The sequence below is a fragment of the Kitasatospora sp. NPDC040550 genome, assembly GCF_055594965.1.
In genome coordinates this window covers 387,560-412,891 of sequence record NZ_JBVIWC010000003.1, presented here as the reverse complement: position 1 = coordinate 412,891, position 25,332 = coordinate 387,560, and the positions used below count along the sequence as shown (strand labels likewise).

18 protein-coding genes are annotated in these 25,332 nt (G+C 74.2%); 5 read left to right on the top strand and 13 right to left on the bottom strand.

Features of this window, described 5'->3' with window-relative positions; all coding sequences use genetic code 11:
- Position 1: 1 nt before the first annotated feature.
- Positions 2-409 carry a cobalamin B12-binding domain-containing protein gene (locus ACZ58X_RS07185; protein ID WP_470332647.1) on the bottom strand — a complete coding sequence of 136 codons (408 nt, stop codon included), beginning with the start codon at positions 407-409 and terminating at the stop codon, positions 2-4.
- A 339-nt stretch (positions 410-748) separates the two neighbouring features.
- On the opposite strand from ACZ58X_RS07185, the gene ACZ58X_RS07180 reads away from it, so the two are divergent.
- Positions 749-1,537 carry a M23 family metallopeptidase gene (locus tag ACZ58X_RS07180; RefSeq protein ID WP_470332646.1) on the top strand — a complete coding sequence of 263 codons (789 nt, stop codon included), beginning with the start codon at positions 749-751 and terminating at the stop codon, positions 1,535-1,537.
- A gap of 50 nt (positions 1,538-1,587) precedes the next feature.
- Here ACZ58X_RS07180 and pcrA read toward each other — a convergent pair whose 3' ends face one another.
- The 3 genes from pcrA to ACZ58X_RS07165 form a co-directional block, all read right to left on the bottom strand.
- Positions 1,588-4,215, bottom strand: coding sequence for a DNA helicase PcrA (gene pcrA, locus ACZ58X_RS07175; RefSeq protein ID WP_470332645.1), 2,628 nt, complete (start codon positions 4,213-4,215; stop codon positions 1,588-1,590).
- Between the two features lie 84 nt (positions 4,216-4,299).
- Complete coding sequence (locus ACZ58X_RS07170; protein ID WP_470332644.1) at positions 4,300-4,977, bottom strand: LuxR C-terminal-related transcriptional regulator; 678 nt, start codon at positions 4,975-4,977, stop codon at positions 4,300-4,302.
- Positions 4,970-6,331 (bottom strand): ATP-binding protein, encoded by a 1,362-nt coding sequence (locus ACZ58X_RS07165; protein WP_470332749.1) that lies wholly within the window; start codon positions 6,329-6,331, stop codon positions 4,970-4,972. Before ACZ58X_RS07165 ends, ACZ58X_RS07170 begins: the two co-directional genes overlap by 8 nt.
- Before the next feature lie 264 nt (positions 6,332-6,595).
- Here ACZ58X_RS07165 and ACZ58X_RS07160 point away from each other — a divergent pair, with 264 nt between their 5' ends.
- Both ACZ58X_RS07160 and ACZ58X_RS07155 read left to right on the top strand, forming a co-directional pair.
- Positions 6,596-8,017 (top strand): PspC domain-containing protein, encoded by a 1,422-nt coding sequence (locus ACZ58X_RS07160; protein WP_470332643.1) that lies wholly within the window; start codon positions 6,596-6,598, stop codon positions 8,015-8,017.
- On the top strand, positions 8,014-8,223 hold the full coding sequence (locus tag ACZ58X_RS07155) for a hypothetical protein (RefSeq protein ID WP_470332642.1): 210 nt from the start codon (positions 8,014-8,016) through the stop codon (positions 8,221-8,223). Before ACZ58X_RS07160 ends, ACZ58X_RS07155 begins: the two co-directional genes overlap by 4 nt.
- A gap of 16 nt (positions 8,224-8,239) precedes the next feature.
- Here the strand turns inward: ACZ58X_RS07155 and ACZ58X_RS07150 are convergent, their stop codons facing one another.
- The 7 genes from ACZ58X_RS07150 to ACZ58X_RS07120 all read right to left on the bottom strand — a co-directional run bounded on the left by ACZ58X_RS07150 (position 8,240) and on the right by ACZ58X_RS07120 (position 20,680).
- Positions 8,240-9,274 carry a Rieske 2Fe-2S domain-containing protein gene (locus ACZ58X_RS07150; RefSeq protein ID WP_470332641.1) on the bottom strand — a complete coding sequence of 345 codons (1,035 nt, stop codon included), beginning with the start codon at positions 9,272-9,274 and terminating at the stop codon, positions 8,240-8,242.
- Positions 9,275-9,446: 172 nt separating this feature from the next.
- On the bottom strand, positions 9,447-11,015 hold the full coding sequence (guaA, locus tag ACZ58X_RS07145) for a glutamine-hydrolyzing GMP synthase (RefSeq protein WP_470332640.1): 1,569 nt from the start codon (positions 11,013-11,015) through the stop codon (positions 9,447-9,449).
- A gap of 1,024 nt (positions 11,016-12,039) precedes the next feature.
- Positions 12,040-13,722 carry a hypothetical protein gene (locus ACZ58X_RS07140; protein WP_470332639.1) on the bottom strand — a complete coding sequence of 561 codons (1,683 nt, stop codon included), beginning with the start codon at positions 13,720-13,722 and terminating at the stop codon, positions 12,040-12,042.
- Positions 13,723-14,011: 289 nt separating this feature from the next.
- Positions 14,012-15,802 (bottom strand): GMC oxidoreductase, encoded by a 1,791-nt coding sequence (locus ACZ58X_RS07135; protein ID WP_470332638.1) that lies wholly within the window; start codon positions 15,800-15,802, stop codon positions 14,012-14,014.
- A 75-nt stretch (positions 15,803-15,877) separates the two neighbouring features.
- The gene (locus ACZ58X_RS07130) at positions 15,878-17,521 is read right to left on the bottom strand and encodes a succinic semialdehyde dehydrogenase (RefSeq protein ID WP_470332637.1); all 1,644 of its coding nucleotides are present in this window, start codon (positions 17,519-17,521) and stop codon (positions 15,878-15,880) included.
- Positions 17,522-17,656: 135 nt separating this feature from the next.
- The gene (locus ACZ58X_RS07125) at positions 17,657-19,435 is read right to left on the bottom strand and encodes a serine/threonine-protein kinase (RefSeq protein ID WP_470332636.1); all 1,779 of its coding nucleotides are present in this window, start codon (positions 19,433-19,435) and stop codon (positions 17,657-17,659) included.
- 162 nt (positions 19,436-19,597) lie between these two features.
- Entirely contained in the window at positions 19,598-20,680 is a 1,083-nt protein-coding gene (locus ACZ58X_RS07120) for a protein kinase (RefSeq protein WP_470332635.1), read from the bottom strand.
- A gap of 57 nt (positions 20,681-20,737) precedes the next feature.
- Between ACZ58X_RS07120 and ACZ58X_RS07115 the strand changes: the two genes are divergently transcribed.
- Positions 20,738-21,265, top strand: a complete 528-nt coding sequence (locus ACZ58X_RS07115; protein ID WP_470332634.1) for an SHOCT domain-containing protein — start codon at positions 20,738-20,740, stop codon at positions 21,263-21,265.
- A gap of 6 nt (positions 21,266-21,271) precedes the next feature.
- Here ACZ58X_RS07115 and ACZ58X_RS07110 read toward each other — a convergent pair whose 3' ends face one another.
- On the bottom strand, positions 21,272-23,194 hold the full coding sequence (locus ACZ58X_RS07110) for a serine/threonine-protein kinase (RefSeq protein ID WP_470332633.1): 1,923 nt from the start codon (positions 23,192-23,194) through the stop codon (positions 21,272-21,274).
- Positions 23,195-23,446: 252 nt separating this feature from the next.
- Here ACZ58X_RS07110 and ACZ58X_RS07105 point away from each other — a divergent pair, with 252 nt between their 5' ends.
- Complete coding sequence (locus ACZ58X_RS07105; protein ID WP_470332632.1) at positions 23,447-24,010, top strand: hypothetical protein; 564 nt, start codon at positions 23,447-23,449, stop codon at positions 24,008-24,010.
- A gap of 88 nt (positions 24,011-24,098) precedes the next feature.
- Here the strand turns inward: ACZ58X_RS07105 and ACZ58X_RS07100 are convergent, their stop codons facing one another.
- Entirely contained in the window at positions 24,099-25,226 is a 1,128-nt protein-coding gene (locus ACZ58X_RS07100; protein ID WP_360226343.1) for a GuaB3 family IMP dehydrogenase-related protein, read from the bottom strand.
- Positions 25,227-25,332 lie beyond the last annotated feature (106 nt).

Here is a 25,332-nt window from a genome sequence, read left to right as displayed (position 1 = left end):
CTCAGCCGGCGGTCCGCAGGTTGGCCTCGACCCAGGCGACCACGTCCCGGGTGGACGTGCCCGGGGTGAAGATGTCGGCGACGCCCATCGCCTTGAGCTCGGCGATGTCCTCGTCCGGGATGATCCCGCCGCAGAAGACCTTGATGTCCTCGGCGTCGCGCTCCTTCAACAGCTGCATCACCTTGGCGCACAGGGTCATGTGGGCGCCGGAGAGAATCGACAGCCCGATGCCGTCCGCGTCCTCCTGGATCGCGGTGTCGACCACCTGCTCGGGGGTCTGGTGCAGCCCGGTGTAGATGACCTCCATACCGGCGTCGCGCAGGGCGCGCGCGATGACCTTGGCGCCACGGTCGTGACCGTCGAGCCCCGGCTTGGCGACCACCACACGGATCGGCCCCGACACACTCATCACTGCCTCCTGGACCTCGTCGTCCATCATCCGACCGGGCTTCGTGGGCCCTCGGTGCGGTTGACGCGGTTAACGCTCGATAACCAACCAACCTGAGGGGAGATTAGCGCCACCCGCCCCGGTTGGCCGAGCCACCTCCCAAGAGGAGGGCAAAGTCACAGCGCCGGGCCTTGCTACCAGCGGGTACACCCGTCGACGGACCCCTCGCACACCGCGCGGACCCCCGTGCGCCCCCTTGACAACCGGCGGTTTTTCCGGGGTGTCGACCATGGGGCTACAGTCACGCCTGTTTACCTCGCCCGACGACGTGACCGAGGCCCACCGAGGAGGCAGCCCCCGATGGCTCCCGAAGCAGCCGCCCGCCCCACCCGTGCGGAGCTGCGCCTCGCCGCCCGCGAGCAGTCCCGCGCCCAGCGCCGCAGCGCCGCCAAGGCGGCCACCCGGGCCGCGCTGTTCCGGGTCGCGGTGCCCTCGGTGGCCGCGCTCGGGGTCGCCGGGGCGGCGGGCGCGGCGGTGGTCCAGGAGCAGGCCGACCGGGCGCCGGCGCAGGCCTCGGCGGCCGACGCCCCCACCGCGACGGCCGCACCGCAGACCGCCCAGCAGGCGCTCGCCCACACCGACCAGACCCAGGCCTCGCGCGGCGACGCCCGCCAGCCGCTGGCCGGCGCCCAGCCCGGCGACGGCACGCCCACCGCCACCCCGACCGCCCAGCCGGCCCCCGAGCCGGTCAAGCCCAAGGTGGTCATGCCGGTCGCCCGGCACGGCCTGGGCGAGCTGTTCGGCGCCTCCGGCGAGCACTGGGCCAGGCGGCACACCGGCATCGACTTCCCGGTGGACGGGGGCTCCGAGGTGTACGCCGTCACCGACGGGACGCTCCGGACGCAGTGGAACCCGTTCTACGGCTACATGTCGATGCTCAAGATGCCGGACGGCACCGAGGCCTGGTACTGCCACCTGCGCAGCTACAAGGTCCGCAAGGGGCCGGTGAAGCAGGGCGACGTGATCGCCTTCGTCGGCAGCAGCGGCAACAGCACCGGGCCGCACCTGCACTTCGAGATCAGGCCGAAGGACAGCGGGCCGATCGACCCGCTGCCCTGGTTCCTCTCGAACGGCCTGGACCCGAGGTAGCGCCCAGGCCGTGCCGGGACCGCTTGGGCCGCCGGGGCCGCCGCAGAGTCCTACAGCTTCTCGACCGGCGCGTAGCGCAGCACCAGCCGCTTGCGGCCGCCCGAGCCGAAGTCCACCTCGGCCTGCGCGTTGTCGCCGGCGCCCGTCACGCCCACCACGGTGCCCAGCCCGAAGGTGTCGTGGGTGACCCGGTCGCCGACGGCGAGCGAGGCGACCTCGCGCTCCACGACCTTGCCGCCGCGCCGCACCGACTGCCCCCAGCCCGCCTTCGGCGCGGCCGGGCCGGACGACGACGAGGACCGCGAACTCCCGCCCCCGGACGAGGACTTGCCCCAGGACGAGCCCGAGGAGAAGCCGCGCTGGACCGGCGCCTGGGCCGCCCCCGTCCGCTTCCACTCGACCAGCGCCTCCGGGATCTCCTCCAGGAACCGCGAGGCCGGGTTGTAGGCCGGCTGCCCCCAGGCGCTGCGCAGCACCGAGCGGGTCAGGTAGAGCCGCTCGCGGGCCCGGGTGAGGCCGACGTACGCGAGCCGGCGCTCCTCCTCCAGCTCCTTGACCTGGTTGAGCGCCCGCATGTGCGGGAAGATCCCGTCCTCCATGCCGGTCAGGAAGACGACCGGGAACTCCAGGCCCTTGGCGGTGTGCAGGGTCATCATCGTGATGACGCCCTGGCCCTCCCCGTCGTCGTCCGGGATCTGGTCGGAGTCGGCGACCAGCGCGACCCGCTCCAGGAAGTCGGCCAGCGAGCCGACCGGCGGCGCACCGTCCTCCCCGGCGTCCGGCCGCTCGCCCGGGTCCTGCTCGTACTCCAGCGCCACCGACGCGAGTTCCTGGAGGTTCTCCACCCGGGTCTCGTCCTGCGGGTCGGTGGAGGCCTGGAGCTCGGCCAGGTAGCCGGTCTCCTCCAGGACGGCCTCCAGCACCGCCGCCGGGCCCGCGCCCGACTCGACGACCTGGCGCAGACCGGCCATCAGCACGTTGAACTTCTTGACGGCGTTGGCCGAGCGCGCGGCCATCCCGTACGCCTCGTCGACCCGCACCAGCGCCTGGGCGAAGGAGATCCGCTCGCGGGCGGCCAGCGCGTCGACCATCGCCTCGGCCCGCTCGCCGATGCCGCGCTTGGGCACGTTGAGGATCCGGCGCAGCGGCACGGTGTCCTCCGGGTTGGAGAGCACCCGCAGGTAGGCCAGGACGTCCCGGACCTCCTTGCGCTCGTAGAAGCGCACCCCGCCGACCACCTTGTACGGCAGGCCGACCCGGATGAACACCTCCTCGAACACCCGGGACTGGGCGTTGGTGCGGTAGAAGATCGCGACGTCGCCGGGCTTGGCCTCGCCCTTGTCGGTGAGCCGGTCGATCTCGTCGGCGATGAACTGGGCCTCGCCGTGCTCGTCGTCGGCGACGTAGCCGACCACCTTCTCGCCGTGGTCCCCGGCCGTCCAGAGCTTCTTCTCGCGCCGGTTGGCGTTGCGCTCGATGACGGCGTTGGCGGCGCTCAGGATGGTCTGGGTGGAGCGGTAGTTCTGCTCCAGCAGGATCGTGGTCGCGTTCGGGTAGTCCTCCTCGAACTGGAGGATGTTGCGGATGGTCGCGCCGCGGAAGGCGTAGATCGACTGGTCCGCGTCACCGACCACGCACAGCTCGGCGGGCGGCACCTCGGCGAGGTGCGCGGCGGCCGGGTTCACGAACTCGCCGTCCACGGTGCGCTTGGGCGCGGCCGCGACGGAGCCCCCGCTCAGCTCGCGGACCAGCATGTACTGGGCGTGGTTGGTGTCCTGGTACTCGTCGACCAGGATGTGCCGGAACCGGCGGCGGTAGTGCTCGGCGACGTCCGGGAAGGCCTGCAGCAGGTTGACCGTCGTCATGATGATGTCGTCGAAGTCGAGCGCGTTGGCCTCGCGCAGCCGCCGCTGGTAGAGCGCGTACGCCTCGGCGAGCTTCTTCTCCATCGGGTTGGCGGCCTGGTCGGCGAAGGTCTCCTCGTCGATCAGCTCGTTCTTGAGGTTGCTGACCTTCGCCGTGAAGGACTTCGGCGGGAACTGCTTCGGGTCCAGGTCGAGGTCGCGGCAGACCAGCGACATCAGCCGCTGGGAGTCGGCCGAGTCGTAGATCGAGAAGCTGGAGGTGAAGCCCAGCACCTTGGACTCGCGGCGCAGGATCCGCACGCAGGCGCTGTGGAAGGTGGACACCCACATCGCCCGGGCGCGCGGGCCGACCAGCGCCTCGACGCGCTCGCGCATCTCACCGGCGGCCTTGTTGGTGAAGGTGATCGCCAGGATCTCGCCCGGCTGCACGCCGCGGGCGCCCAGCAGGTGGGCGATCCGGTGGGTCAGCACCCGGGTCTTGCCGGAGCCGGCGCCGGCCACGATCAGCAGCGGCGAGCCGGCGTGCAGCACGGCCTCGCGCTGGGGGTCGTTCATCCCCTCCAGCAGCTGCGCCGGGTCGACCACCGTCCGCGCGGCGCCGTTGCGGTACCAGGCGTCCCGCTCGGCCTCGGCGGCGTGGTCGGTGTGGAAGAGCCCGTCCGGGATCGCCTCCTCGAACGCGTCGTACGGGACGTCGTCCTCGTACGGCGGGGGCTCCTCGTCGGCGGCGGCGACGGGCACGGCGGGCTGCTTCGACCCGGCGGCGGGTGCCTCGAAACCGGGGAGCGGGAGGTCGTCAAAGAGGCTACTCATGGCACTCCGAGTCTATGGCCCCCCACCGACAAGCCCGCCCGGCCGATGGAATCCGGCCGGACGGGCTCGACGAGGACGCGGGGCTCAGACCAGGCGGCGGGCGGTGGCCCAGCGGGTGAGCTCGTGGCGGTTGCTGAGCTGGAGCTTGCGCAGCACGGCGGAGACGTGGCTCTCGACGGTCTTCACCGAGATGAAGAGCTGCTTGGCGATCTCCTTGTAGGCGTAGCCGCGGGCGATCAGCCGCAGCACCTCGCGCTCGCGCTGGGTGAGCCGGTCCAGGTCCTCGTCCACCGGCGGGGTGTCGGTGGCGGCGAAGGCGTCCAGGACGAAGCCGGCCAGCCGGGGCGAGAAGACCGCGTCGCCGTCGGAGATCCGGAAGATGGCGTCGACCAGGTCGGTGCCGGTGATGGTCTTGGTGACGTAGCCGCGGGCGCCGCCGCGGATCACGCCGATGACGTCCTCGGCGGCGTCCGAGACGGAGAGCGCCAGGAACTTCACTCCCCCCTGCTCGCCCATCACGCCGACCGAACGGCGCAGCACCTCGACGCCGCCGCCGCCGGGCAGGTGGACGTCGAGCAGTACGACGTCCGGCCTGGTCTCGGCGACCACCCGGACCGCCGAGTCCACGTCGTCGGCCTCGCCCACCACGTCGATCCCGGTCACGTCGGTGCGGCCGATCTCGGCCCTGACCCCCGTCCGGAACATCCGGTGGTCGTCCACCAGCACGACCCTGGCCGTACGTCCCGGCTCTGCCTCAGTCATTCGTTCTCTCCATCTCCAGCTCGACCTCGGTGCCGCCGCCCGCCGCCGGCCGCACCCGCGCGGTGCCGCCGTTGCGCTTCATCCGGCCGATGATCGACTCCCGTACGCCCATCCGGTCCTCGGGCACCGTGTCGGGGTCGAAGCCGGGGCCGTGGTCGCGAACGAACACCGACACCGTCCTCCCCTCCACCTCGGCGTAGACCTGGACCGGTCCCCCGCCACCGTACTTGGCCGCGTTGACGGTCGCCTCCCTCGCGGCCTGCATCTGTGCCGCGATCCCCTCGTCCATCGGGCAGTCGCCGACGATGACCAGCTCGACCGGGACGCCGTGCCGGTCCTCGACCTCGGCGACGGCGGCGCGCAGGGTCTCCGCCATGGTGTCCGGCGCGGCCTCGGCCGCGGCCTCCGGGCGGTACAGCCACAGCCGCAGCTCGCGCTCCTGGGAGCGGGCCAGCCGGAGCACCTCCTTGGGGTCCTCGGCCCGGCGCTGGATCAGGGTGAGGGTGTGCAGCACCGAGTCGTGGATGTGCGCGGCGATCTCGGCGCGCTCCTGGGCCCGGATGCGGGCGGTGCGCTCGGCGCCGAGGTCCTGCCAGAGCCGCAGGCCGTACGGGCCGAGCAGCACCAGCACGCCGGCCAGCACCGCGAGCGAGGCCTCGATGACCGAGCCGAGGGTGGAGCCGCTGCCCTGCATGGCGAGCAGCGCGATGGTGCCGACCACCGCGAGCAGCACGCCCGCGCCGACCCGGGTGTAGGCGCTGCGGCGCTTCTCGCCCTCCTCGATGCCGAACCAGCGCTGCCAGCGCGAGTCGTCGGCCTGCCGCCAGACCAGCGCGACGCCGACGCCGATCGCCAGCAGCGGCCAGGTGTACGGCTTGGCGGTCTGCCAGCCGAGCACGTTCAGCAGCGCGATCAGGCCGATCACGACCATGACCAGGGCGGCGAGCTGCCCGATGCCGCCCTGCCCGATGCCGCCCTGCCCGGTCCGGCCGCCGGGCCGGGTGCCGGCCTCACCCCCGGCCTCGGCCTCGGCGGCGGCGACCGGCTCGCCCTGGAGCGCGTGCTGGAGCAGTTCGCGCAGCCGGCCGACCCAACCGCCGCCGCCCGACTTGGTCAGCGGGGTGCCCGGCCGCAGCCAGGGCGAGGTCGGGACGTAGACGCCGTTGACGTTCACCCAGTGGGTGCCGCCGCGCTGCGAGGGCTCGCCGATGCCGATCGGCACCACGAACCAGAACGCCGCGTACAGCAGCGCGCCGATCCCCTGCGCGAAGAACAGCAGCACGAAGGCCAGCCGGACCCAGCGGACGGGCAGCCCGAGGTGCACCGCCAGGCCGTGCGCGACGCCGCCCAGCATCCGCCCCTGCGGGCTGCGGTACAGCCGGCGGTAGGGCGGCCGACCGCCGGCGGGCGCGTTCGGGTCGGCGCCGGCCGACGCCGCGGCGTCGGGGGCGAGGGGGCGGGGATCGGTACCGGGTGCTGCCACGTCACCGATGGTTCCACGCGGGCGCCTCCGGGCGCATCAGGGTGTGTCCCCCCAGTCCTCTCAGGGACAAGTCAGGGTACGGGCAGGGCCGTACCGGGTTGGGTCCGCCCGCCCACTGCCGGAAGGATGGTGCCCATGACCGAGGACCACATCCAGGAGGGCGGGCCCACCGCCCCGCCGGAACCGGAACGCCCACCGCTCACCAGGACCGAGCACCACCGCGTGGTGGCCGGTGTCTGCGGCGGCCTCGGGCGGCACCTGGACATCGACCCGGTGGTGTTCCGGGTGGTCACCGTGGTGCTCTGCCTCTCCGGCGGCCTCGGACTCTTCCTGTACGGCCTGGCCTGGCTGATCGTCCCGACCGAGGCCGGCGAGGGCAAGGGCCGCGGCGGGCGCACCGAGCTCCAGCGGGTGCTGACCGGCCGGGTCGACGGCCAGTCGATCGGCGCGGTCCTGCTGACCGTGATCGGCACCGGGGTGTTCTTCTCCTCGATGGGCGACGGCGACCAGCTGTTCCCGCTGCTGCTGCTCGGCGGCCTGGTCTTCCTGGCGGTGCGCTACGACCCGGAGCGCCGCCGCGGCGGCTTCCGGGGCCGCGGCCGCCGCCGCGGCGGCCCGTACGACCGCCACTTCCCCGACGCCGAGGGCCACGGCTGGCCGTCCGACGAGGACCGGGCCCGGCACGCCGCCGCGCGGGCCGCCGGGACCGTCCCCGCCGACTCCCCCGCCCCCGGCCCGAGCGGCTACCTGTGGGACCCCCGCCACCCCGAGCGCAACCCGTACGGCGCCACCGACCAGGGCGCCACCCCGCCGCCCGGTGCGGGCCCGAAGGTGCCGCCGCCGGGCGGCCCCACCCAGGCCTGGTGGCAGCGGGCCGACCTCCCGGAGGGCGACCCGCTGCGCAAGGAGCGCCCGGAGCGGCGCGAGCCGGCCGTCGTGCGGCACCCCAAGGAGCGTTCGCCGCTCGGTTTCTTCGGCTTCCTGCTGGCGATCGGCGCGGCCACCGCGGTCTGGTCCGCCTCGGTCGGCCACACCGACGTCACCAGGCTGAGCACCGTGGTGCTGGCCACCGGGCTGCTGGTGATCGGCCTGACCCTGCTGCTGGCCGCGAAGTTCGGCAAGGCCCGCAAGCTCGTGGTGCTGGGCCTGCTGACCACCCTGGCGCTGGCCTTCGCCGGCCACTCGCCGCACACCGTGCAGGACGCCGTCGGCGACCGCGCCTGGACGGTCGCCACGGCCGCGGACCTCAAGGACCGCTACAACCTCGGCGCCGGAAACATCCGGCTGGACCTCTCCCGGCTGGACCCGGCCGGCGGCACCGTCGCCACCAAGGTCGACCTCGGGGCCGGCGAACTGGTGGTCACCGTGCCGGCGGACGTCACGGTGGACCTGGTGGCCCGGGTCGGCCTGGGCAACGTGACCGTCCCCGGCGACCGCAACGACGGCACCGGACGGCACGTCTACCAGCTCGGCCCGGTGGACGGCCACCCGTCCAAGGGCACCATCGATCTCCAACTCGGCATCGGCATCGGCGACATCAAGGTGGTCCAGCAGTGAGGAAGCACCGGCTCGACCTGTTCTCGCTGATCGCGGGCGCCCTGTTCACCGTGATCGCCGTGCTCTACCTGGTGGCGGCACTCAACGACCGGTCGGTGAACGGACGCGTCGTCGTCCCGGTCACCTTCATCGTGCTCGGCGTCGGCGGCCTGGCCGGCGCGGTCGCCGCGGTGGCCCGGCGGGGCCGGTCCGGCCGCGACGAGTAGGGCGGGTGGCGGGCGGTCAGCCCTGCTGCGGGCCCAGGGTCAGCTTGTCGCCGTTCTTGCTGACGGCGTAGCGGGGCAGCGGCTTGACCGCCGGGCCGTTGACCACCGCGCCGGTCGCGGCGTCGAAGCGGGAGCCGTGGCAGGGGCAGTACAGCTGGCCGTTCTTCGGGGCGTCCACGGCGCAGCCGGAGTGGGTGCAGACGGCGGAGAAGGCGCAGTACTGGCCGGCCTTGGGCTGCACGATGTAGACGCCGTCCCCGGTGGCCGGGTCCTTGACCTGGGCCGAGCCGCCGACCGGCACGCTCGCCGCGGCGACGGTGGGGGCGGGCGCGGCGGGCGCCGTCGCGGTGCTGCCGGGGGCCGGGGCCGCGGACTGCTTGGGCGCGGCCTTGCCGGCCCGGCCGAAGGTGCGGGTGAGCGAGCCGGTCAGCAGCCCGGCGCCGCCGATCGCGACCGCCGCGATGCCGCCGTCCACCAGCGCCCGGCGCTTGACGTGCTCCTCGGTCAGCCCGCGCTCGCGGTCCCGGCCGGCCCGGCGGGCCAGGTAGCCGTCCACCGACAGGTACGGCGTGCCGGTCAGCAGCAGCGGGGTCCAGGCCATCAGGTAGCCGAGGTCGTTGCCGAGGTAGTACGGCGAGACGTTCCAGCTGACGGTCAGCCACAGGCTGAGGTTGATCAGCGCGCCGCCGAGTGCCGCGATCCGGCCCCAGAGGCCGACCAGGGTGCCGAGGCCGACCGCCAGCTCGCCGAAGGCGATGGCCAGCGCGGCCAGCGTGGGCGAGTCCAGCGCGGGGCCGAGCAGGAAGCCGATCGGGCTGCCGCCCGCCTTGGCGGCCTGGGTCTGCGAGACGAAGGAGGCCGGGTCGCCGGCGCCGGCCAGGAAGTGCGCGTCGGAGAGCTTGTCCAGGGCGGCGTAGACGAAGGTGACGCCGAGGAACAGCCGCAGCGGCAGCAGCGCGTACCTGGACGCGAACGCCCGCCGCCGGGCCGCCCGGTCGGCCCGGCCGGTCGCCCCGCCGTCGATCGCCTCGGAGTTGCTGACCTCCGACATCCCGCACACCTTCCCTCGCGGCCTGCCACTCCCTGACAGGTCCGGTCCGCATTCTGCCCGCTCCTGCACGCTTTCGGTGGGACGCACCGGGGCCGGGGCCGCGAACGGCCGCGCCGCCGTTCCCTTCACTACGGGAACGACGGCGCGGCTGTTCAGGCTTCGCGGGGAGTGCTCACTCCCACTCGATGGTGCCCGGCGGCTTGCTGGTGACGTCGACGACGACGCGGTTGACGTCGCGGACCTCGTTGGTGATCCGGGTGGAGATCTTCGCCAGCACGTCGTACGGCAGGCGCGACCAGTCGGCGGTCATGGCGTCCTCGGAGGAGACCGGACGCAGCACGATCGGGTGACCGTAGGTGCGGCCGTCGCCCTGCACGCCCACGCTGCGCACGTCGGCGAGCAGCACGACCGGGCACTGCCAGATCTCGCGGTCCAGGCCGGCCGCGGTCAGCTCCTCGCGGGCGATCGCGTCGGCGTCGCGGAGCAGGTCCAGCCGCTCCTGGGTGACCTCGCCGACGATCCGGATGCCCAGGCCGGGGCCCGGGAACGGCTGGCGCTGGACGATCTCCTCCGGCAGGCCCAGCTCCTGGCCGACCATCCGGACCTCGTCCTTGAACAGCTTGCGCAGCGGCTCGACCAGCTGGAACTGGAGGTCCTCGGGCAGGCCGCCGACGTTGTGGTGGGACTTGATGTTGGCGGTGCCGGTGCCGCCGCCGGACTCCACCACGTCCGGGTACAGGGTGCCCTGGACCAGGAAGTCGACCGACTCGCCGTGCGCGCCGGCCTCGGCGACGATCTCGGCCTGGGCCTGCTCGAAGACCCGGATGAACTCACGGCCGATGATCTTGCGCTTCTCCTCGGGGTCGGTGACCCCCTTGAGCGCGTTCAGGAAGCGCTCGGAGGCGTCGACGACCTTGAGCTGGACGCCGGTGGCGGCCACGAAGTCCTTCTCGACCTGCTCGGTCTCGCCCTTGCGCATCAGGCCGTGGTCGACATAGACGCAGGTCAGCCGGTCGCCGATGGCCTTGTTGACCAGGGCCGCGGCGACGGCGGAGTCCACGCCGCCGGACAGGCCGCAGATCGCGCGCTTGTTGCCGACCTGCGCGCGGATCAGGGCGATCTGCTCCTCGACCACGCTGCCGGTGGTCCAGGTCGGGGCGATGCCGGCGCCGCGGTAGAGGAAGTGCTCCAGGATCTGCTGACCGTGGTCGGAGTGCAGCACCTCCGGGTGGTACTGCACGCCGTACAGCCGGGCCTCGTCGTTCTCGAAGGCCGCGACCGGGACCACCTCGGTGGACGCGGTGACGGTGAAGCCCTCGGGGGCGGCGGAGCAGGCGTCGCCGTGCGACATCCACACCGAGTGCTCCGCCGGGACGCCCTCGAACAGGGTGGAGCCGGTGCGGGAGACCTTCAGCGGGGTGCGGCCGTACTCGCGGGCGCCGCTGTTGTCGACGGTGCCGCCCAGGGTCTTCGCCATCAGCTGGAAGCCGTAGCACATGCCGAAGACCGGGACACCGGCCTCGAAGATCGCGCGGTCGAGCTGCGGCGCGCCCTCTTCGTAGACCGACGACGGACCGCCGGAGAGGATGATCGCCTTGGGGTTCTTGGCGAGCATCTCGGCGACCGGCATGCTGCTCGGCACGATCTCGCTGTAGACCCGCGCCTCACGCACCCGACGGGCGATGAGCTGGGCGTACTGGGCACCGAAGTCGACCACCAGGACGGTGTCGTTGTCCGGCACGGACTGGACGGGAATTGCAGAGGACACAGACGGCCTTCCGGCAGCGGTATCGAGGTGTCGCGCGCAGCCGCCTCCCCGACGGAGGGCAGCGGCGGCGGACGGGTGTGGGGTGTCTGGACACCGATTCTACCGGGCTGTCCGGTTTCACTCGTCTGCACGTCCAAAGGACCGTGACCGGGCGGGGCCGCCCTTCGTTGCTTCTGACGACCGCACGACTCCGCCGCGTCCGCCAGGCGCGCCGCCACCGCCCCGACCGGGGCACCGCCGTGCGGGTGCAGGACCACGCGTGGAGCTTCACCCCAGTCCACCGGCGCATGTGGCGCCGCCGCCCCGGCCCGCCGGGGAGCGCGGCTCCGTGGGACCGTGCGCGGGTGCCGCGGCCGGCCAGCAGGGGACAGCGACCCCGGCCGCGACTGGGCCGAGAGGTGGGACGGCCGGCTCCCCGGGGACGCCCGGGACCGGCCGTCGCACCGCCCTTCGATCCGCGGCGCACCCCGGGCGCACCACCCCCGCCGTCCCGCGCCGCTACGCGCGTCCCCGTGCGCCGCAACCCCCCAGACCACTACTCACCGTGATCATTCGACGCGGTGCCGCCGGTAAATGGACTGTGCCGAACTGTGCCGAATCGGTTGCAGAACAGCCCTTCCGTCCACCACGATGCTCGGTGTGAACGGTTCTCCCGGCGGCCGGCAGGCCTCCTGTGGAGTCCCGGACCATTGCCTCCGCGGTCGCCGTCCAGCACGACGACAGCGGTCGTCACCTCACGCTCCGTGAGCGAGGACCCGGCGCAGACCTGCCCGCCGACCACCGCCGCACGGAGCCGTGCGTCCCGCGCCACCGGCCACCCACGCCGGCGCCGCACGGGCGCGCCACGAGCCGACCGACCCGACGGCGCTCCTCCCCCGGCGCCGTCACCCCCAGCACCGGCGCAGCCCTGACGCCGCGTGCTGAGCGACAAAGGGCCCCGTTCCCCCGCGGGGCCCTTTGCCCTTTCCGCCGCGTACGTCTCCGCCGCGGGCCGGCGCTACGGGTGGTCGCGCCAGACCGTCGGGTCCACCGGCTCCTCGCCCGGCCGCGCGTCGGCGGGGGCCGGAGCGGGCGGCACCTCGTGCGAGCCGATCACCTCGCTCACCCCGGCCACCACCGGCGCGTCCGCCACCGGCCCGGGCGGCGGCGCCTGGGCGGGCACCGCACCGTACGGCGGCGTCCCGTACGGCGGGCCGGCCTGACCGGGCACCCCGGGCGCACCCGGCACGCCGTACCCCGGCCCCGCCGGGTACGGCACCTCCGGCGGCACCGCCTCGTACGGCCCGTACGGCGCCGAGCCGAAGGGCGCCGACCCGAACGGCGCCGCGTCGCCCCCGCCGAGCGCCACCAGCAGCGCGGGCACCAGCAGCGCACCGACCGCCGCCCAGACCGCACTGGCCACCAGCACGCCGAGGAACACCAGGCCCACCGAGGTGTCCTGGGTGGTGACCGAGCGGTTCGAGCCGCCCCAGCCGCTGGAGTCCGGCGCCAGGAAGGACATCGCCGAGCTGGTCAGCCCGCCGGACGCCGCCGTCAGCCCGGTCAGCAGCACGGCGTACACGACCGCCAGCCGGATCCGGTCGGCCGCGTCCAGCCGCCGCCGGTGGGCCGTCCAGCCGAGCAGGACCGCCCCGGCGAGCGCCAGCAGGCCGGCCCAGCGCCAGTCGGCGCTCTGGTCGTGCAGGTCGAAGAAGGAGAACTCCATCCGGCGGCCGCCGGGATCGCTCCAGCCCGGGACGTCCCCGCCCAGGCTGGTGCCCGCCCGGAGGGTCGCGCCCGAGCCCAGGCCGAGCAGCACCAGGCCGAGGTTGGGCAGGAAGGCCAGCGAGACCGCCGTCTGCCAGCCCTGGTCGCTGTTGACCGCGACCAGCACGAAGGCCGTCACCGAGGCCAGGCCCAGGGTCAGCGCCAGCGCCTGGCCGGCCGTCAGCGCCGCCACCGCCCAGCCGCGCACCGAGCGGTTGCGCCAGGCGGCCCAGCGCAGCGCGTCGGTGCCGTACACGGCGAAGGCCAGCAGCCCGCCGAGCAGGACGGTCCAGCCGACCGCCCAGAGCCAGCCGGAGTCGGTGCTGTACGTCGGCTTCCCCAGGCTCAGCGCGGTGCCGTAGTAGTCCGGGTCCCCCTCGTCGGCCGCGGGCTGCCAGCTGGTGCTGCCGACCAGGCCGAGCACCACGGTCACCAGGCCGAGCACCACCGCCGTGCGCAGCGCCTCGCCGCCGGCCTGGCCACGGGTCAGCTGGGCGCCGTCCGCCTTGCGCCGGTGCCGCCCGGCCCGCAGGCCGAGCCAGAGGGCCAGGCCCCACAGGACGGTGACGGTCATCGGCACCACCCAGAAGGTGACGTCCAGGCCCTCCGAGCGGCCCCGGCCGACGGGGCTCCGCAGGCCGAGCCGGAACGGCGCCCCGAGCGCGTTCAGCGCCATCGCCAGGGTGGCGAGGAAGCGGTCGCCGAAGCCGGGCGTCGGGAAGGTCCGGTCGTAGGTGTAGTCGCTCGGGATCGCCGCGACCAGCGCGGCCAGCAGCAGTACCGCGGTCGGGGCGACGGCGGCCCGCAGGGCGGGGCGCCAGTCCGGGCCGGCCAGCAGCCGCCGGGCGGGCGAGGACGGCTGGTACGGCCGGCCGGCGCCCCAGGCGCCCAGCGCGGGCGGGCCGCCGACCGGCGGGTACCCGGCACCCGGCAACGGCGGGTGGTGCCCGGCCGGCGGTACGGACGGCGGCACGGCCGGCGGCACCGGTGCGGCCGGCGGCGGGGGTGGCGGTGCGGCCGGCGGCGGCGCCCACGGGCGGCCGCAGGAGCCGCAGGCGGGCGCCCCCGCCACCCGAGTCGCGCCGCACGATGCGCAGTTGGCCATGGCCGCAGTCCCCCCGCTCGACGAGTTCCTGGTCCCCCAGGGAGCCCGTTTATCCCATCGGACCCGAACGACTGTCAACCGGGAAGCGGTGCAGGCCGGTTGGCCCTCCGGGGCGGGTTCAGCCCTGCTTCTTCGGGACCTCCGGGACGGGCAGCAGCGGCAGCCGCAGCGCGCCGAACGCGCCCTCCGGCACGGCCGGCCGCACCGGCGCGACCGGCGCGACCCGCTGGTAGGCCCCGCCCTGCTCCGGGCGCCGGTCGGCCTCGCCCTTGTTGGGCCACATCGACAGCGCGCGCTCGGCCTGCGCGGTGATGGTGAGCGAGGGGTTGACGCCGAGGTTGGCGGAGACCGCCGAACCGTCCACCACGCTGATCCCCGGGTACCCGTACAGCCGGTGGTACGGGTCGACCACGCCGGTCTCGGGGGCGTCGCCGATCGGGCAGCCGCCGAGGAAGTGGGCGGTCATCGGGATGTCGAAGATCTCGCCGACGGTGCTGCCCGCGAAGCCGTTGATCTCGTCGGCCAGCGCCTGGGCGCCCTTCTCGGCGGCCGGGATCCAGGTCGGGTTGGGGGTGCCGTGGCCCTGGCTGGAGGTGAGCCGGGGCTTGCCGAGCGGGCCCTTCTTGAGCGAGACGGTGATCGAGTTGTCGAGCGACTGCATCACCAGGCCGATGATCGTCTTCTCGGACCAGCCGCGCTGGTTCATCGAGCGGGCGAAGGTCACCGGGTGCAGTGCCGAGTTGCCCAGGTAGCGCAGCCAGCGCGGGGCCTTCCCCCCGCCCTTGACCTGCGCGATCGACAGCGCGCCCATCGCATTGGAGCCCTTGCCGTAGCGGACCGGCTCGATGTGGGTGTTGGCGTCCGGGTGGATCGAGGAGGTGATCGCCACCCCCTTGGTGAAGTCCGCCTTGGCGCCGTAGCGCCGGTCGGTGGTCTGCGCGCCCACCAGCGCCTCGGAGTTGGTGCGGGTCAGCTCGCCGAGCCGGGCGGAGATCCGCGGCAGGTGGCCGGCGTCGCGCATCCGGTGCAGCAGCGACTGGGTGCCGTAGGTGCCGGCCGCGACGACCACCCGGGCGGCGGTGACGGTCCGCGCGCCCGCCTTGACCCGGTCGGTCCTCGACCGGGAGTCGGTGCGCCGCACGTCCACCGCGAAGCCGCCCCCGGACTCCCGGATCCGGGCGACCGTGGTGAGCGGGTGGATCTCCGCGCCGCCCTTCTCGGCCAGGTACAGGTAGTTCTCGGTGAGCATGTTCTTGGCGCCGTGCCGGCAGCCGGTCATGCACTCGCCGCACTCCACGCAGGCCTTGCGGGCCGGGCCGGCGCCGCCGAAGTACGGGTCGGCGACCTCCTCGCCGGGCGCGCCCTTGGCGGTGCCGTCGGTGTCGTTGCCGTCCCCGAAGAAGACCCCGACCGGCGCCATGTGGAAGGTGTCCCCGACACCCATCTGCTCGGCCGCCGCCTTGAGGTGGACGTCGGACGGCGTGACGGTCGGGTTCAGCCGGACCCCGAGCATCCGCTGCGCCTGGTCGTAGAACGGCGCCAACTCCTGCTGCCAGTCGGTGATGTGGCGCCACTGGCGGTCCTCGAAGAAGGCCTTCGGCGGCACGTACAGGGTGTTGGCGTAGTTCAGCGAACCGCCGCCGACCCCGGCACCGGCCAGGATCAGCACGTTGGCCAGCAGGTGGATCCGCTGGATGCCGTACAGCCCGAGCTGCGGCGCCCACAGGTAGTTCGGCAGGTCCCAGGAGTTGCGGGGCAGTTCGTCCCGTTCGAAGCGCCGCCCGGCCTCCAGGACGGCGACCCGGTAGCCCTTCTCGGTCAGCCGCAGCGCCGCGACCGAACCGCCGAAGCCGGAGCCGACCACGACCACGTCGTAGTCGAACTCCACCGCACCGCCGGACTCCACCATCTGCCTCTGCTCCTCGGGGTCGAAAAGGGGGGTCGGACCGGCCGGGGGAACCCGGCCGGGGGCTCACGCCGTCCGCTACTTGAACCGCAGCGCCTTGAGCACCCGCAGCCCGCCGGTCATCACGGCGGCGAACTGCTTGTCGTCCAGGCCGAACGAGGGCGCGATCGGCATCATCCGCTGGGTCGAGATGGTCTGCGCCTCGGTGAACCGCAGGATGCCGTCGGCGCCGTGCCGCCGGCCCAGGCCCGAGTCGCCCATGCCGCCCATCGGCGCGGCGACCGAGCCGTACGCGGCCGCGTAGGCCTCGTTGACGTTGACCGTCCCGGTGCGCAGCCGGGCCGCGACCGCCCGGCCGCGCCGCAGGTCCCTGGTCCAGACGCTGGAGTTCAGGCCGTACGGCGTGGAGTTGGCGGCGGCCACCGCCTCCTCCTCGGTGTCGAAGCGGTAGACCGAGACGACCGGGCCGAAGGTCTCCTCGCCGCACACCGCCATCTCCGGGGTCACCCCGTCCAGGACGGTGGGCTCGTAGAAGTACGGGCCGAGGTCGGGCCGGGCCCGTCCGCCGGTGAGCACCACGGCACCGGCCTTGACCGCCTCGTCCACGTGCCGGCCGGTGGTGTCCAGCTGCCGGGAGGAGACCAGCGAGCCCATGTCGGCGCCGTACGCCAGACCGCCGCCCAGCCGCAGCGCCCTGGTGCGGGCGACGAACAGCTCCAGGAAGCGGTCGGCCACCGAGCGGTGCACCAGCAGCCGCTCGATCGAGATGCACAACTGCCCGGCCGAAGAGAAGCAGGCCCGGACGGCGCCCGCGGCGGCCGCTTCCAGGTCGGCGTCGGAGAGCACCAGCATGGCGTTCTTGCCGCCGAGTTCGAGCGAGGCGCCGACCAGCCGGGCGGCGGCGCGCTGGGCGACCTCGCGGCCGGTGCGGGTGGAGCCGGTGAAGGAGACGTAGTCGGCGTGCTCCACCACGGCGGGGCCGATCACCGGGCCGTCGCCGATCACCACCTGCCACAGGTCGGCCGGCAGCCCGGCCTCGATCAGCAGCTCGCGGGCCCACAGGCCGGTCAGCGCGGTCTGGGTGTCGGGCTTGTTGACCACCGCGTTGCCGGCCACGAAGGCGGGCAGCAGGTCGCCGATGCACAGCTCCAGCGGGTAGTTCCACGGCGAGATGTGGCCGATCACGCCCTTGGGGCGGCGGGCCTCGACGGTGTGGGTGAGCACCGGCAGCGCACCGCCGCGGCGCCGGTCCTTGAGGTAGCCCTGCGCGGCGCGCCCGTAGTGCCGGGCGGCCATGGCGACGGCCAGCACCTCCTCGAAGGCATGCAGCCGGGCCTTGCCGGTCTCCGCCTGCACCAGGTCCAGTGCCTCGTCCTGCCGCTTGAGCAGCAGGTCATGGAAGCGCAGCAGGACGGCGGCCCGGCGGCGCACCGGCAGCGCGGCCCAGGCCGCCTGGGCGCGGCGGGCCAGCTGGAAGGCGACCTCGACGTCGGCCGGGGTGGACTGCGGCAGAGCGGCCAGCCGCTCACCGGTCAGCGGGGCGACGGTCTCCACCAGGCTGGGCTCGCCGGTCGCGGTGACCCCGCCGGCCAGCCGCTCGACCAGGGACCGGGGCACGGCCGTCGCGACGGTCCGGCCCCCGCCGGGGGCGGCCGGGTTGCCGTCCGCCGGGGCGGCGCCGGGGTGTTCGGTGGCCACTGCGTCTGCTGTGAGGTCCGACATACGGCGCAGCCTAGGCCTTCGGGCCCCGGCGCGGTACCCGTCGGTAACAAGAATCTGCCGCAGTCGGGCGAAAGCGGGGCGCTCCGCCCGTACGGTCCGCTGCTCCGCCCGTACGGTCCGCTGCTCCGCCCGGGCTCAGCGGGTCGGCGTGAAGTGGTTGAGCACCGTGGTGAAGCGCTGCTCGGCCTGCTGCCACTCACCGTCCTTGTCCGGACTGGACGTGTAGATCGCGTAGGCGGTGCCGTCCTCGTCGAGGAACTCGGTCTCGATCGCCCGCCGGCGCCCGCCCTCCTTGGCCGCGTAGCTGAACTCCCAGGTGGCCGCCTCGTGGCCGTTCACCACGGCGCCGACCATCCGGTGCTGCTTGTAGTCCTTGAGCGACTTGGAGACGTTGCCCTCCATCTGCCGCATGTGGTCCAGCGGCTTGACGGACTGGCCGACGGTGACCGCGAACTGCAGGTAGTGCACCCGGTTGTCCGGGCTGTAGAAGATCTGGTTGCTGTCGGGCACACCGAGGCTGCGCTGCCAGGCCGGACCTCCGGTCGGCAGCGGGAAGCGGAACCCGGCCTGGTCGTCGACCCAGCGGTAGCCGGCCGGCGGGGGCGCCCCCGGGGTGGGGGTGCCGGTCGGCTCCGGATCGGTGGGCTCGGCGGTGTCGGGCTGGGTGGTCGGGGTGGGGTCGGCGGTCGAGGAGTCGACCGCGTGCCGGGTGGCGAGGAAGGTCGCCGCGGCCGCGAGCAGGCCGACCGCCACGGCGACGGCGACCAGCTTCATCCGGTTGCGGCGCTTGGCCGGACCGCGCACGGGCGCGCTGGAGTGCGTGACCGGCGCACCGGCGGCGGTGTGCGCTCCCCCGGGGACCTCCGGGCCGACGGGCGGTGCGGCGGGCGACACCGCGGTCCCGGCCGGACGCGGGTCCGTCGGCGCCTCCGAGGCGGCCGGGGTGTCCGAGCCCTCCGGCGCCGAGGCCACCGTGCCGTCCGGCCCCTCCCGGCGGTCCACCACCGGCACCGCCTGGGTGGGCGTCCGCACCGGGCCGACCGTCGACCCGACCGTCTTGAGCCCCATGGTGTGCCCGGCCTGGACCTCGGCCAGCATCCGGGCCGCCTCGTCCGCGCTCGGCCGGTCGGCCGGGTCCTTGGCCATCAGCGCGGCCAGCACCGGGCCGAGCGGCCCGGCCCGGCGCGACTCCGGCAGCGGCTCGTCGACCACCGCGGCCAGCGTGGTGATCGGCGAGTCCCGGCGGAACGGCGACTGGCCCTCGACCGCCGCGTACAGCGTCGCCCCGAGGCCCCACAGGTCGGAGGCCGGCCCGGGCCGCTCGCCCTGGGCGCGCTCCGGCGCCAGGTAGTCCGGCGAACCGACCAGGTCACCGGGCCGGGTCAGCTCGGTCGAGCCCTCGTACTTGGCGATGCCGAAGTCCAGCAGCACGACCCGCCCGGTGCCGCGCTCCAGCAGCACGTTGGCCGGCTTGACGTCCCGGTGCAGCACGCCCAGCTGGTGGCCGCGGTGCAGCGCGGCGAGCACCTGGCTGCCGACCTCGGCGGCGGCCCGCGGCGGCAGGGTGCCGTCCTGGCTGATCACGTCGGCCAGCGAGCGGCCGTCGACCAGCTCCATCACGATCCACGGCCGGCCGTCCTGCTCCAGCACGTCGTGCACGGTGATCACACCGGGGTGCTTGATCCGGGCGGCGGCGCTGGCCTCCCGCTTCATCCGGGTGTGCAGGATCTGCAGGTCCTCCTCCGGAAGGTGGTTGACGGTCAGCTCCTTGACCGCGACCTCGCGGTCCAGCATCCGGTCCCAGGCCCGCCAGACCGTCCCCATCCCGCCCCGGCCGAGCCGCTCACCGAGCTCGTACCGCCCGGCCAGCAACCGCTCCGCCTCGGCCGCTTCCGGCCGGTCCTGCACGCCCATCGGCGACCGCTCCCCCTCTCCGCTTCCACCCGCGCCACGACGGCCGAACGACCGCCGCAGACCGCTGTTCGAACAAATCCCACGGACACATTAGGCGCACCGTGCCAAGCCCGGTAATCTCGCCCACCCGCCGGACCGGCGGACCGGCACGAACCGGGGCCGTCAGCCTGCGAACAGGACCACGGCGACCACTCCCAGCACCAGCAGCAGGAACACGCCTCCGACCAGCAGCGGGCCCAGCAGCGCCGGGGGTATCCGGGAACTCCTCGCACCGCCCGTCCCGGTCTCCGGCGCCGCCCCTCCCGGCCGGGCGCGCCGTCGCCGCAGCGGCACCAGCGGTGCGTCCGGCTTGAGTTCGACCTCCCGGGCCACCCGTTCCCCGTCGGCCGGCTCCGGCGCGCCCACCAGCAGTGCCGCCAGCTCCTCCCGCAGCTCCCCCGCGGTGGGTCGCAGCGTGGGGTCGGGCTGCACCAGCCGCTCGACCGTCGGCGCCACCGGCCCGCAGACCACGGAGGGTTCGCGCCGCCCGTCCCGCACGGCCGTCACCAGTTCGGGCACGCCCGGCTCCGGGAACGGCGAGCGCCCGGTGACCATCCGCTGCAGCAGCACCCCGAGCGCCCAGCAGTCCCCGGCCGGGCCGCCGTCCAGCGGCCAGCGCTCGGCCACCGGACCGACCAGAGTCGCCCGGACCTCGTACCGGCGGCGCCCGCCGGGCCCGCCGAGGTCCTCGGCCAGCGCCTCCTGCGCCACCCCGTCCAGCAGACCGCCGAGCATCGCCGCGCCGTCCTCGCAGACCAGCACCGCATCGGCGGTCACATTGCCGTGGGCGAGCCCGGCCTCGTGCAGCGCCCGCAGCGCGCCGGCCAGGTCGGCGGCCAACTCGGCCGCCCGGTACGGCGGGAGCGGTCCGGCGGTGAGCAGTTCGGCCAGCGTCCGGCCGGCCGGGCGCTCCTCGACGGTCCACAGCAGCTCGCCCTCGACGAAGGCGCCGACCCCGCGCAGCAGCCGCGGGTGCCACGACGGGGCGGCCGCGCCGACCGCCGCCACCCGCCGCACCAGGCGGTCCCCGTGCCCGGGGTTCGGCTCGTCCGGGTCCTGGCCCGCCGTCAGCAGCGCGGGCAGCTCCACGGCGCGCAGCAGGACCGATTCACCGGTCCGCTCGTCCACCGCGGAGGCACGCAGCAGTTCGGGACGGTCCGTCAGCCGGTACCGCCCCGCCAACAACTGGCCCGGGCCGCCTCGCATGCCAGTTCCTCTCGCTCACCGAGCAGCCTACTGATCGGCTCCTTTACGCTCGGCCCCATGGACTGGACCGATCTGATCGACACCGCCTTCAAGATGGCGGGCAACAGCAACCAAGCCAACCGGGCCGAGGCCGTCCGCACCGTCGAGGCGTCCGTCATCGGGGGCGAGGAGCCCGTCGCGTCCACGGCCGGGCGCCATCCCGACCATTTCCGCAAGGGGGTGCTGGTCCTCACCACCCACCGGCTGCTCTTCCTGAAGGACGGGAAACCTCCGGTACCGGTTCCGCTCGCCGCCGTCACCGACACCACCGTCGCCCGCACCAAGCTCAACGGCGAGGTGCTCACCATCATCGCCCTGACCGGCTCCCACCGCTTCGAGGACGTGGCCAAGGCCGAGGTCTTCGCCGAGCAGGTCCGCGAGGCCGCCCGCCTGGCCCGCACCTCCCCGCAGCCCCCGGCCGCCACCCCCGGGTCCCCGGCCGGCGAGCAACTCATCGGCCAACTGGAGCGGCTGGCCGCCCTCCGGGCCTCCGGCGCGCTCACCGCCGAGGAGTTCACCCGCGCCAAGCAGCGCCTGCTCGGCTGACCGGCCCTACGGCGCCGGCTGGAAGGTGTTGAAGACGACGTCCCGGGCCGGGGCCTGCGCGGCCCACTGCGCGTCCGGGACGATCCAGTAGATCGAGTAGCCGTACTTGGCCGGACTGCCCGTCACGAAGCCGCGGTTGAGCGAGTGGCTCTTGGGCGTGCCGTTGGTCCACTCCCAGTCCGCCGCGTTGCTCCACTGCCGGTAGGTGATCGCCGCCAGGTTCAGCCGCTGGTAGTTGGTCACCTGGCCGCGCACGTTCGGCTCGGACTCCTGCCAGTCGGCCAGGGCGCTCTCGCCGGGCGAGGTGGTCCACTCGATCCGCAGCTGGCTGCCGTCGGCGGAGTTCTTGAAGATCCGCCGGTTGGCCTCCGACCCGGACGGCTGCAGCCAGTCCGGCAGCACGACCGAGAAACCGCTCGGGTCCTGGTACGCGTGGAACCCGGCCGGCACCGCCCCACCGGACGGCGTCGGCGCCGGGTCGCTCGACGCGGACGACGCCGACGGCTGCGGCTGCGCCGCGGTGGTGGCGGGCGGCGCCGGCACCGCGGCCGAGGACGGCGGCTCGGTGGGTGTGCCGCCCGGAGCCGGCTCACCGGCCGTCGCCGTCGGCCCCGCGCTCGGCGTGGCCTCCCCGGTCGTCGCGACCGGCGAGGTGGCGCCCGCACTGTGCGTGCCCGCCCCCTTCGCCCCGGTGTCCCCGCCACCGACCGCCTGGACCACCGCGACGATCCCGGCGATCAACAGCAGCACCACCACCACGGTCGCGATGGCCAACCGCCGCCGCCCCTTGCGCGGATCGGCCCCGGCCGCCTGGGTCGCCCCCATCGTCCACTCACTGGTCACCGGCCGGATCGGCTCGGTCGCCGGCACCGGCTCGGCCGGCTCGGCCGGCTCCGCCACGGGTTCCTCGGCCTTGGCCCGGCTCCCCACCCGGACCGTCCCCAGCAGCCCGCCCACGGTCCGCTTGGGCTTCTCCTCCGGCGCCGGAGCCTCCGCCGCGGCGGCGTCCTCCTCCGCCTTCCCCTCGGCCTTCTCCTCCGCCTTCCCCCCGCCCGCGACCGGCACCGCGTGCTCGGTGGTCGACTCCGCCCGCGCGGTCGCCTCCGCCACCACCCGCTTGAGCATGGACCGGGTCTGCGCCGCGTCCAGCCGCTTCGCCGGATCCTTCTCCAGCAGCCCCTCGATCACCGGCAGCAGCGGCCCGGCGTTCGCCGGCGTGGTCAGCTCCTCGGTCATCACCGCGGTCAGGGTGGCCAGCGCCGAACCCCGGTCGTACGGCGGCCGCCCCTCGACCATCGCGTACAGCGTGCCGCCCAGCGACCACAGGTCGGCCGGCGGCCCGGGCTTCTGCCCGCGCGCCCGCTCCGGGGATATGTACGAGGGCGCGCCGACCAGCATCCCGGTGGAGGTGACCGAGGCGTCGCCCTCGACACTCGCGATGCCGAAGTCGGTGAGCACGACCCGGCCGTCCTCGCCGATCAGCACGTTGGACGGCTTGACGTCCCGGTGCAGGATCCCGAGCGCGTGCGCCGCGCTCAGCACGCCCAGCACGTCCAGCGCGATCTCCGCCGCCCGGGCGGGCGCCAGCGGCCCGTCCTCCCGCACGACGTCGGCCAGCGAGCGGGACTCGACCAGCTCCATCACGATCCACGGCCGGTCGTCCTCGTCGACCACGTCGAAGACGGTCACCGCCGAGTTGTGCCGGATCCGTGCGGTGGCCTTCGCCTCGCGCAGCGTCCGGACGATCAGCCGGTGCTTCTCCTCCTCCTCGACGCTGGCGTTCATCCGCAGTTCCTTGACCGCGACGGTCCGGCCCAGCATCTCGTCCTCGGCGCGCCAGACGGTGCCCATGCCGCCGCGTCCGAGCACGCCGTTCAGCCGGTAGCGGCCGGCCAGGAGGCGGCCGGTGGAACCCTGCGCCTGGGTCATTCGGAACGTTCCCCCATGTGCTGCTGGCGGTCGTGGTGACGGCGCGTCGGCCCGGCCCGGGCCCGAACGCCCAAGCCTCCATCATCCCCTGTCCGGAGGGGCGGCGACCACCCGCCCCCCGTCCCAAGCCGGGACGAACCGGAACGGGTGCGACGCTCCGTGCCCGATCTGTGATCGAAAACTCGCCAAGATCTGCCCGAACCGCTGCTACCGTTCGGCAGCTCATCGTTTTTCCGGGGGGACTCGATGCCCATGACCGCACCCGCACCGGGCGCTGACGGCCCGTCGCCACGCCCGCGCACCGCCCAGCACTTCTCGGTCGCCCCGGTGCTGGACACCCCCGAGGGCTACGTCGCCCCCGGCATGCCCGGCGTCCCGGTCACCGGCTACACCCCCGACACCCCCGCCCCCCACCGGGCCCCCCGCCGCCGCACCGCCCTGGCCCTCGCCCTCGCCCTGCTCGCCACCCTCCTCGGCGGCCTCGCCTACGGCTGCGCCCCCCTCCGCGCCGCCGACAGCCTCGGCTGGCTCGCCATCGCCCAAGCCGGCCTGATCGCCCTCCCACTCGGCCGCCTGGGCGGCCGGAACCCGCTACTCCCGCCCCTGGGCGCCCTCCTCGCCACCACCGCCCTGCTCCTGGGCCAACTCACCCAACACCTCCGCCTGCTCCGCGCCACCACCCCCGCCCCCCACCCCCTCCTCCCCCACACCCTCACCACCTGGCGCACCGACCTCCGCCCCCTCGACCTGGCCTTCTACACCATCGCCCTGATCGGCGGCTTCCTCCTCACCCGCCGCTCCGCCAACCGCACCTGACCCCCACACCCCAGCCCCACCCCCGCAGAAACACCAACGGCCCGCTCCCCCCGGAGGGAGAACGGGCCGTCAGCCGGACCTCGAACCGTCAGCGGTGGTCCAGCGCCGGGTTCACCGTCACCTCGACCCGCTGGAACTCCTTCAACTCCGTGTACCCGGTCGTCGCCATCGCCCGCCGCAGCGCCCCGAACAGGTTCATGGTCCCGTCCGGGGTGTGCGAGGGCCCGGTCAGGATCTCCTCGGTGCTGCCGACCGTCCCGAGGTCGACCCGCTTCCCGCGCGGCAGCTCCTCGTGGACCGCCTCCATCCCCCAGTGGAACCCCTTGCCCGGAGCGTCCGTCGCCCGCGCCAGCGCCGCCCCGATCATCACCGCGTCGGCACCGCAGGCGACCGCCTTCGGAATGTCCCCGCTGTACCCGACCCCGCCGTCCGCGATCACGTGCACGTAGCGCCCGCCGGACTCGTCCATGTAGTCCCGGCGCGCGGCCGCGACGTCCGCCACCGCGGTCGCCATCGGCACCTGGATCCCCAGCACGTTCCGGGTGGTGTGCGCGGCCCCGCCACCGAAGCCCACCAGCACGCCGGCCGCGCCGGTCCGCATCAGGTGCAGCGCGGCGGTGTACGTGGCGCAGCCGCCGACGATCACCGGAACGTCCAGCTCGTAGATGAACTGCTTGAGGTTCAGCGGCTCGGCGGCGCTGGAGACGTGCTCGGCCGAGACGGTGGTGCCGCGGATGACGAAGACGTCGACCCCGGCGTCCACGACGGCCTTGGAGAACTCGGCGGTCCGCTGCGGGGAGAGCGCGGCGGCGGTGACGACGCCGGAGTCGCGCACCTCCTGGATCCGCTGCTTGATCAGCTCGGCGCGGATCGGCGCGGAGTAGATCTCCTGGAGGCGGCGGGTCGCGGTGGCCTCGTCGGTGATCGCGGCGATCTCGTCGAGCAGCGGCTGCGGGTCCTCGTAGCGGGTCCAGAGGCCTTCGAGGTTCAGCACGCCGAGGCCGCCGAGGCGGCCGATCGCGATGGCCTGCTGCGGCGAGACCACGCTGTCCATGGGGGCGGCCAGGAACGGCAGCTCGAAGCGGTAGGCGTCGATCTGCCAGGCGATCGAGACCTCCTTCGGGTCACGCGTACGCCGGCTGGGGACGACGGCGATGTCGTCGAAGGCGTACGCCCGGCGGCCGCGCTTGCCTCGCCCGATCTCGATCTCAGTCACTTCGAGCCCTTCTGGTTTGTTGCTCATGCCCGCCGGGTCACCCCGGCCGCCCCCAGTATCCCGTACTACCGCTGGTGGCGCCCCGACGGCCCGGCCCCCGGACAGG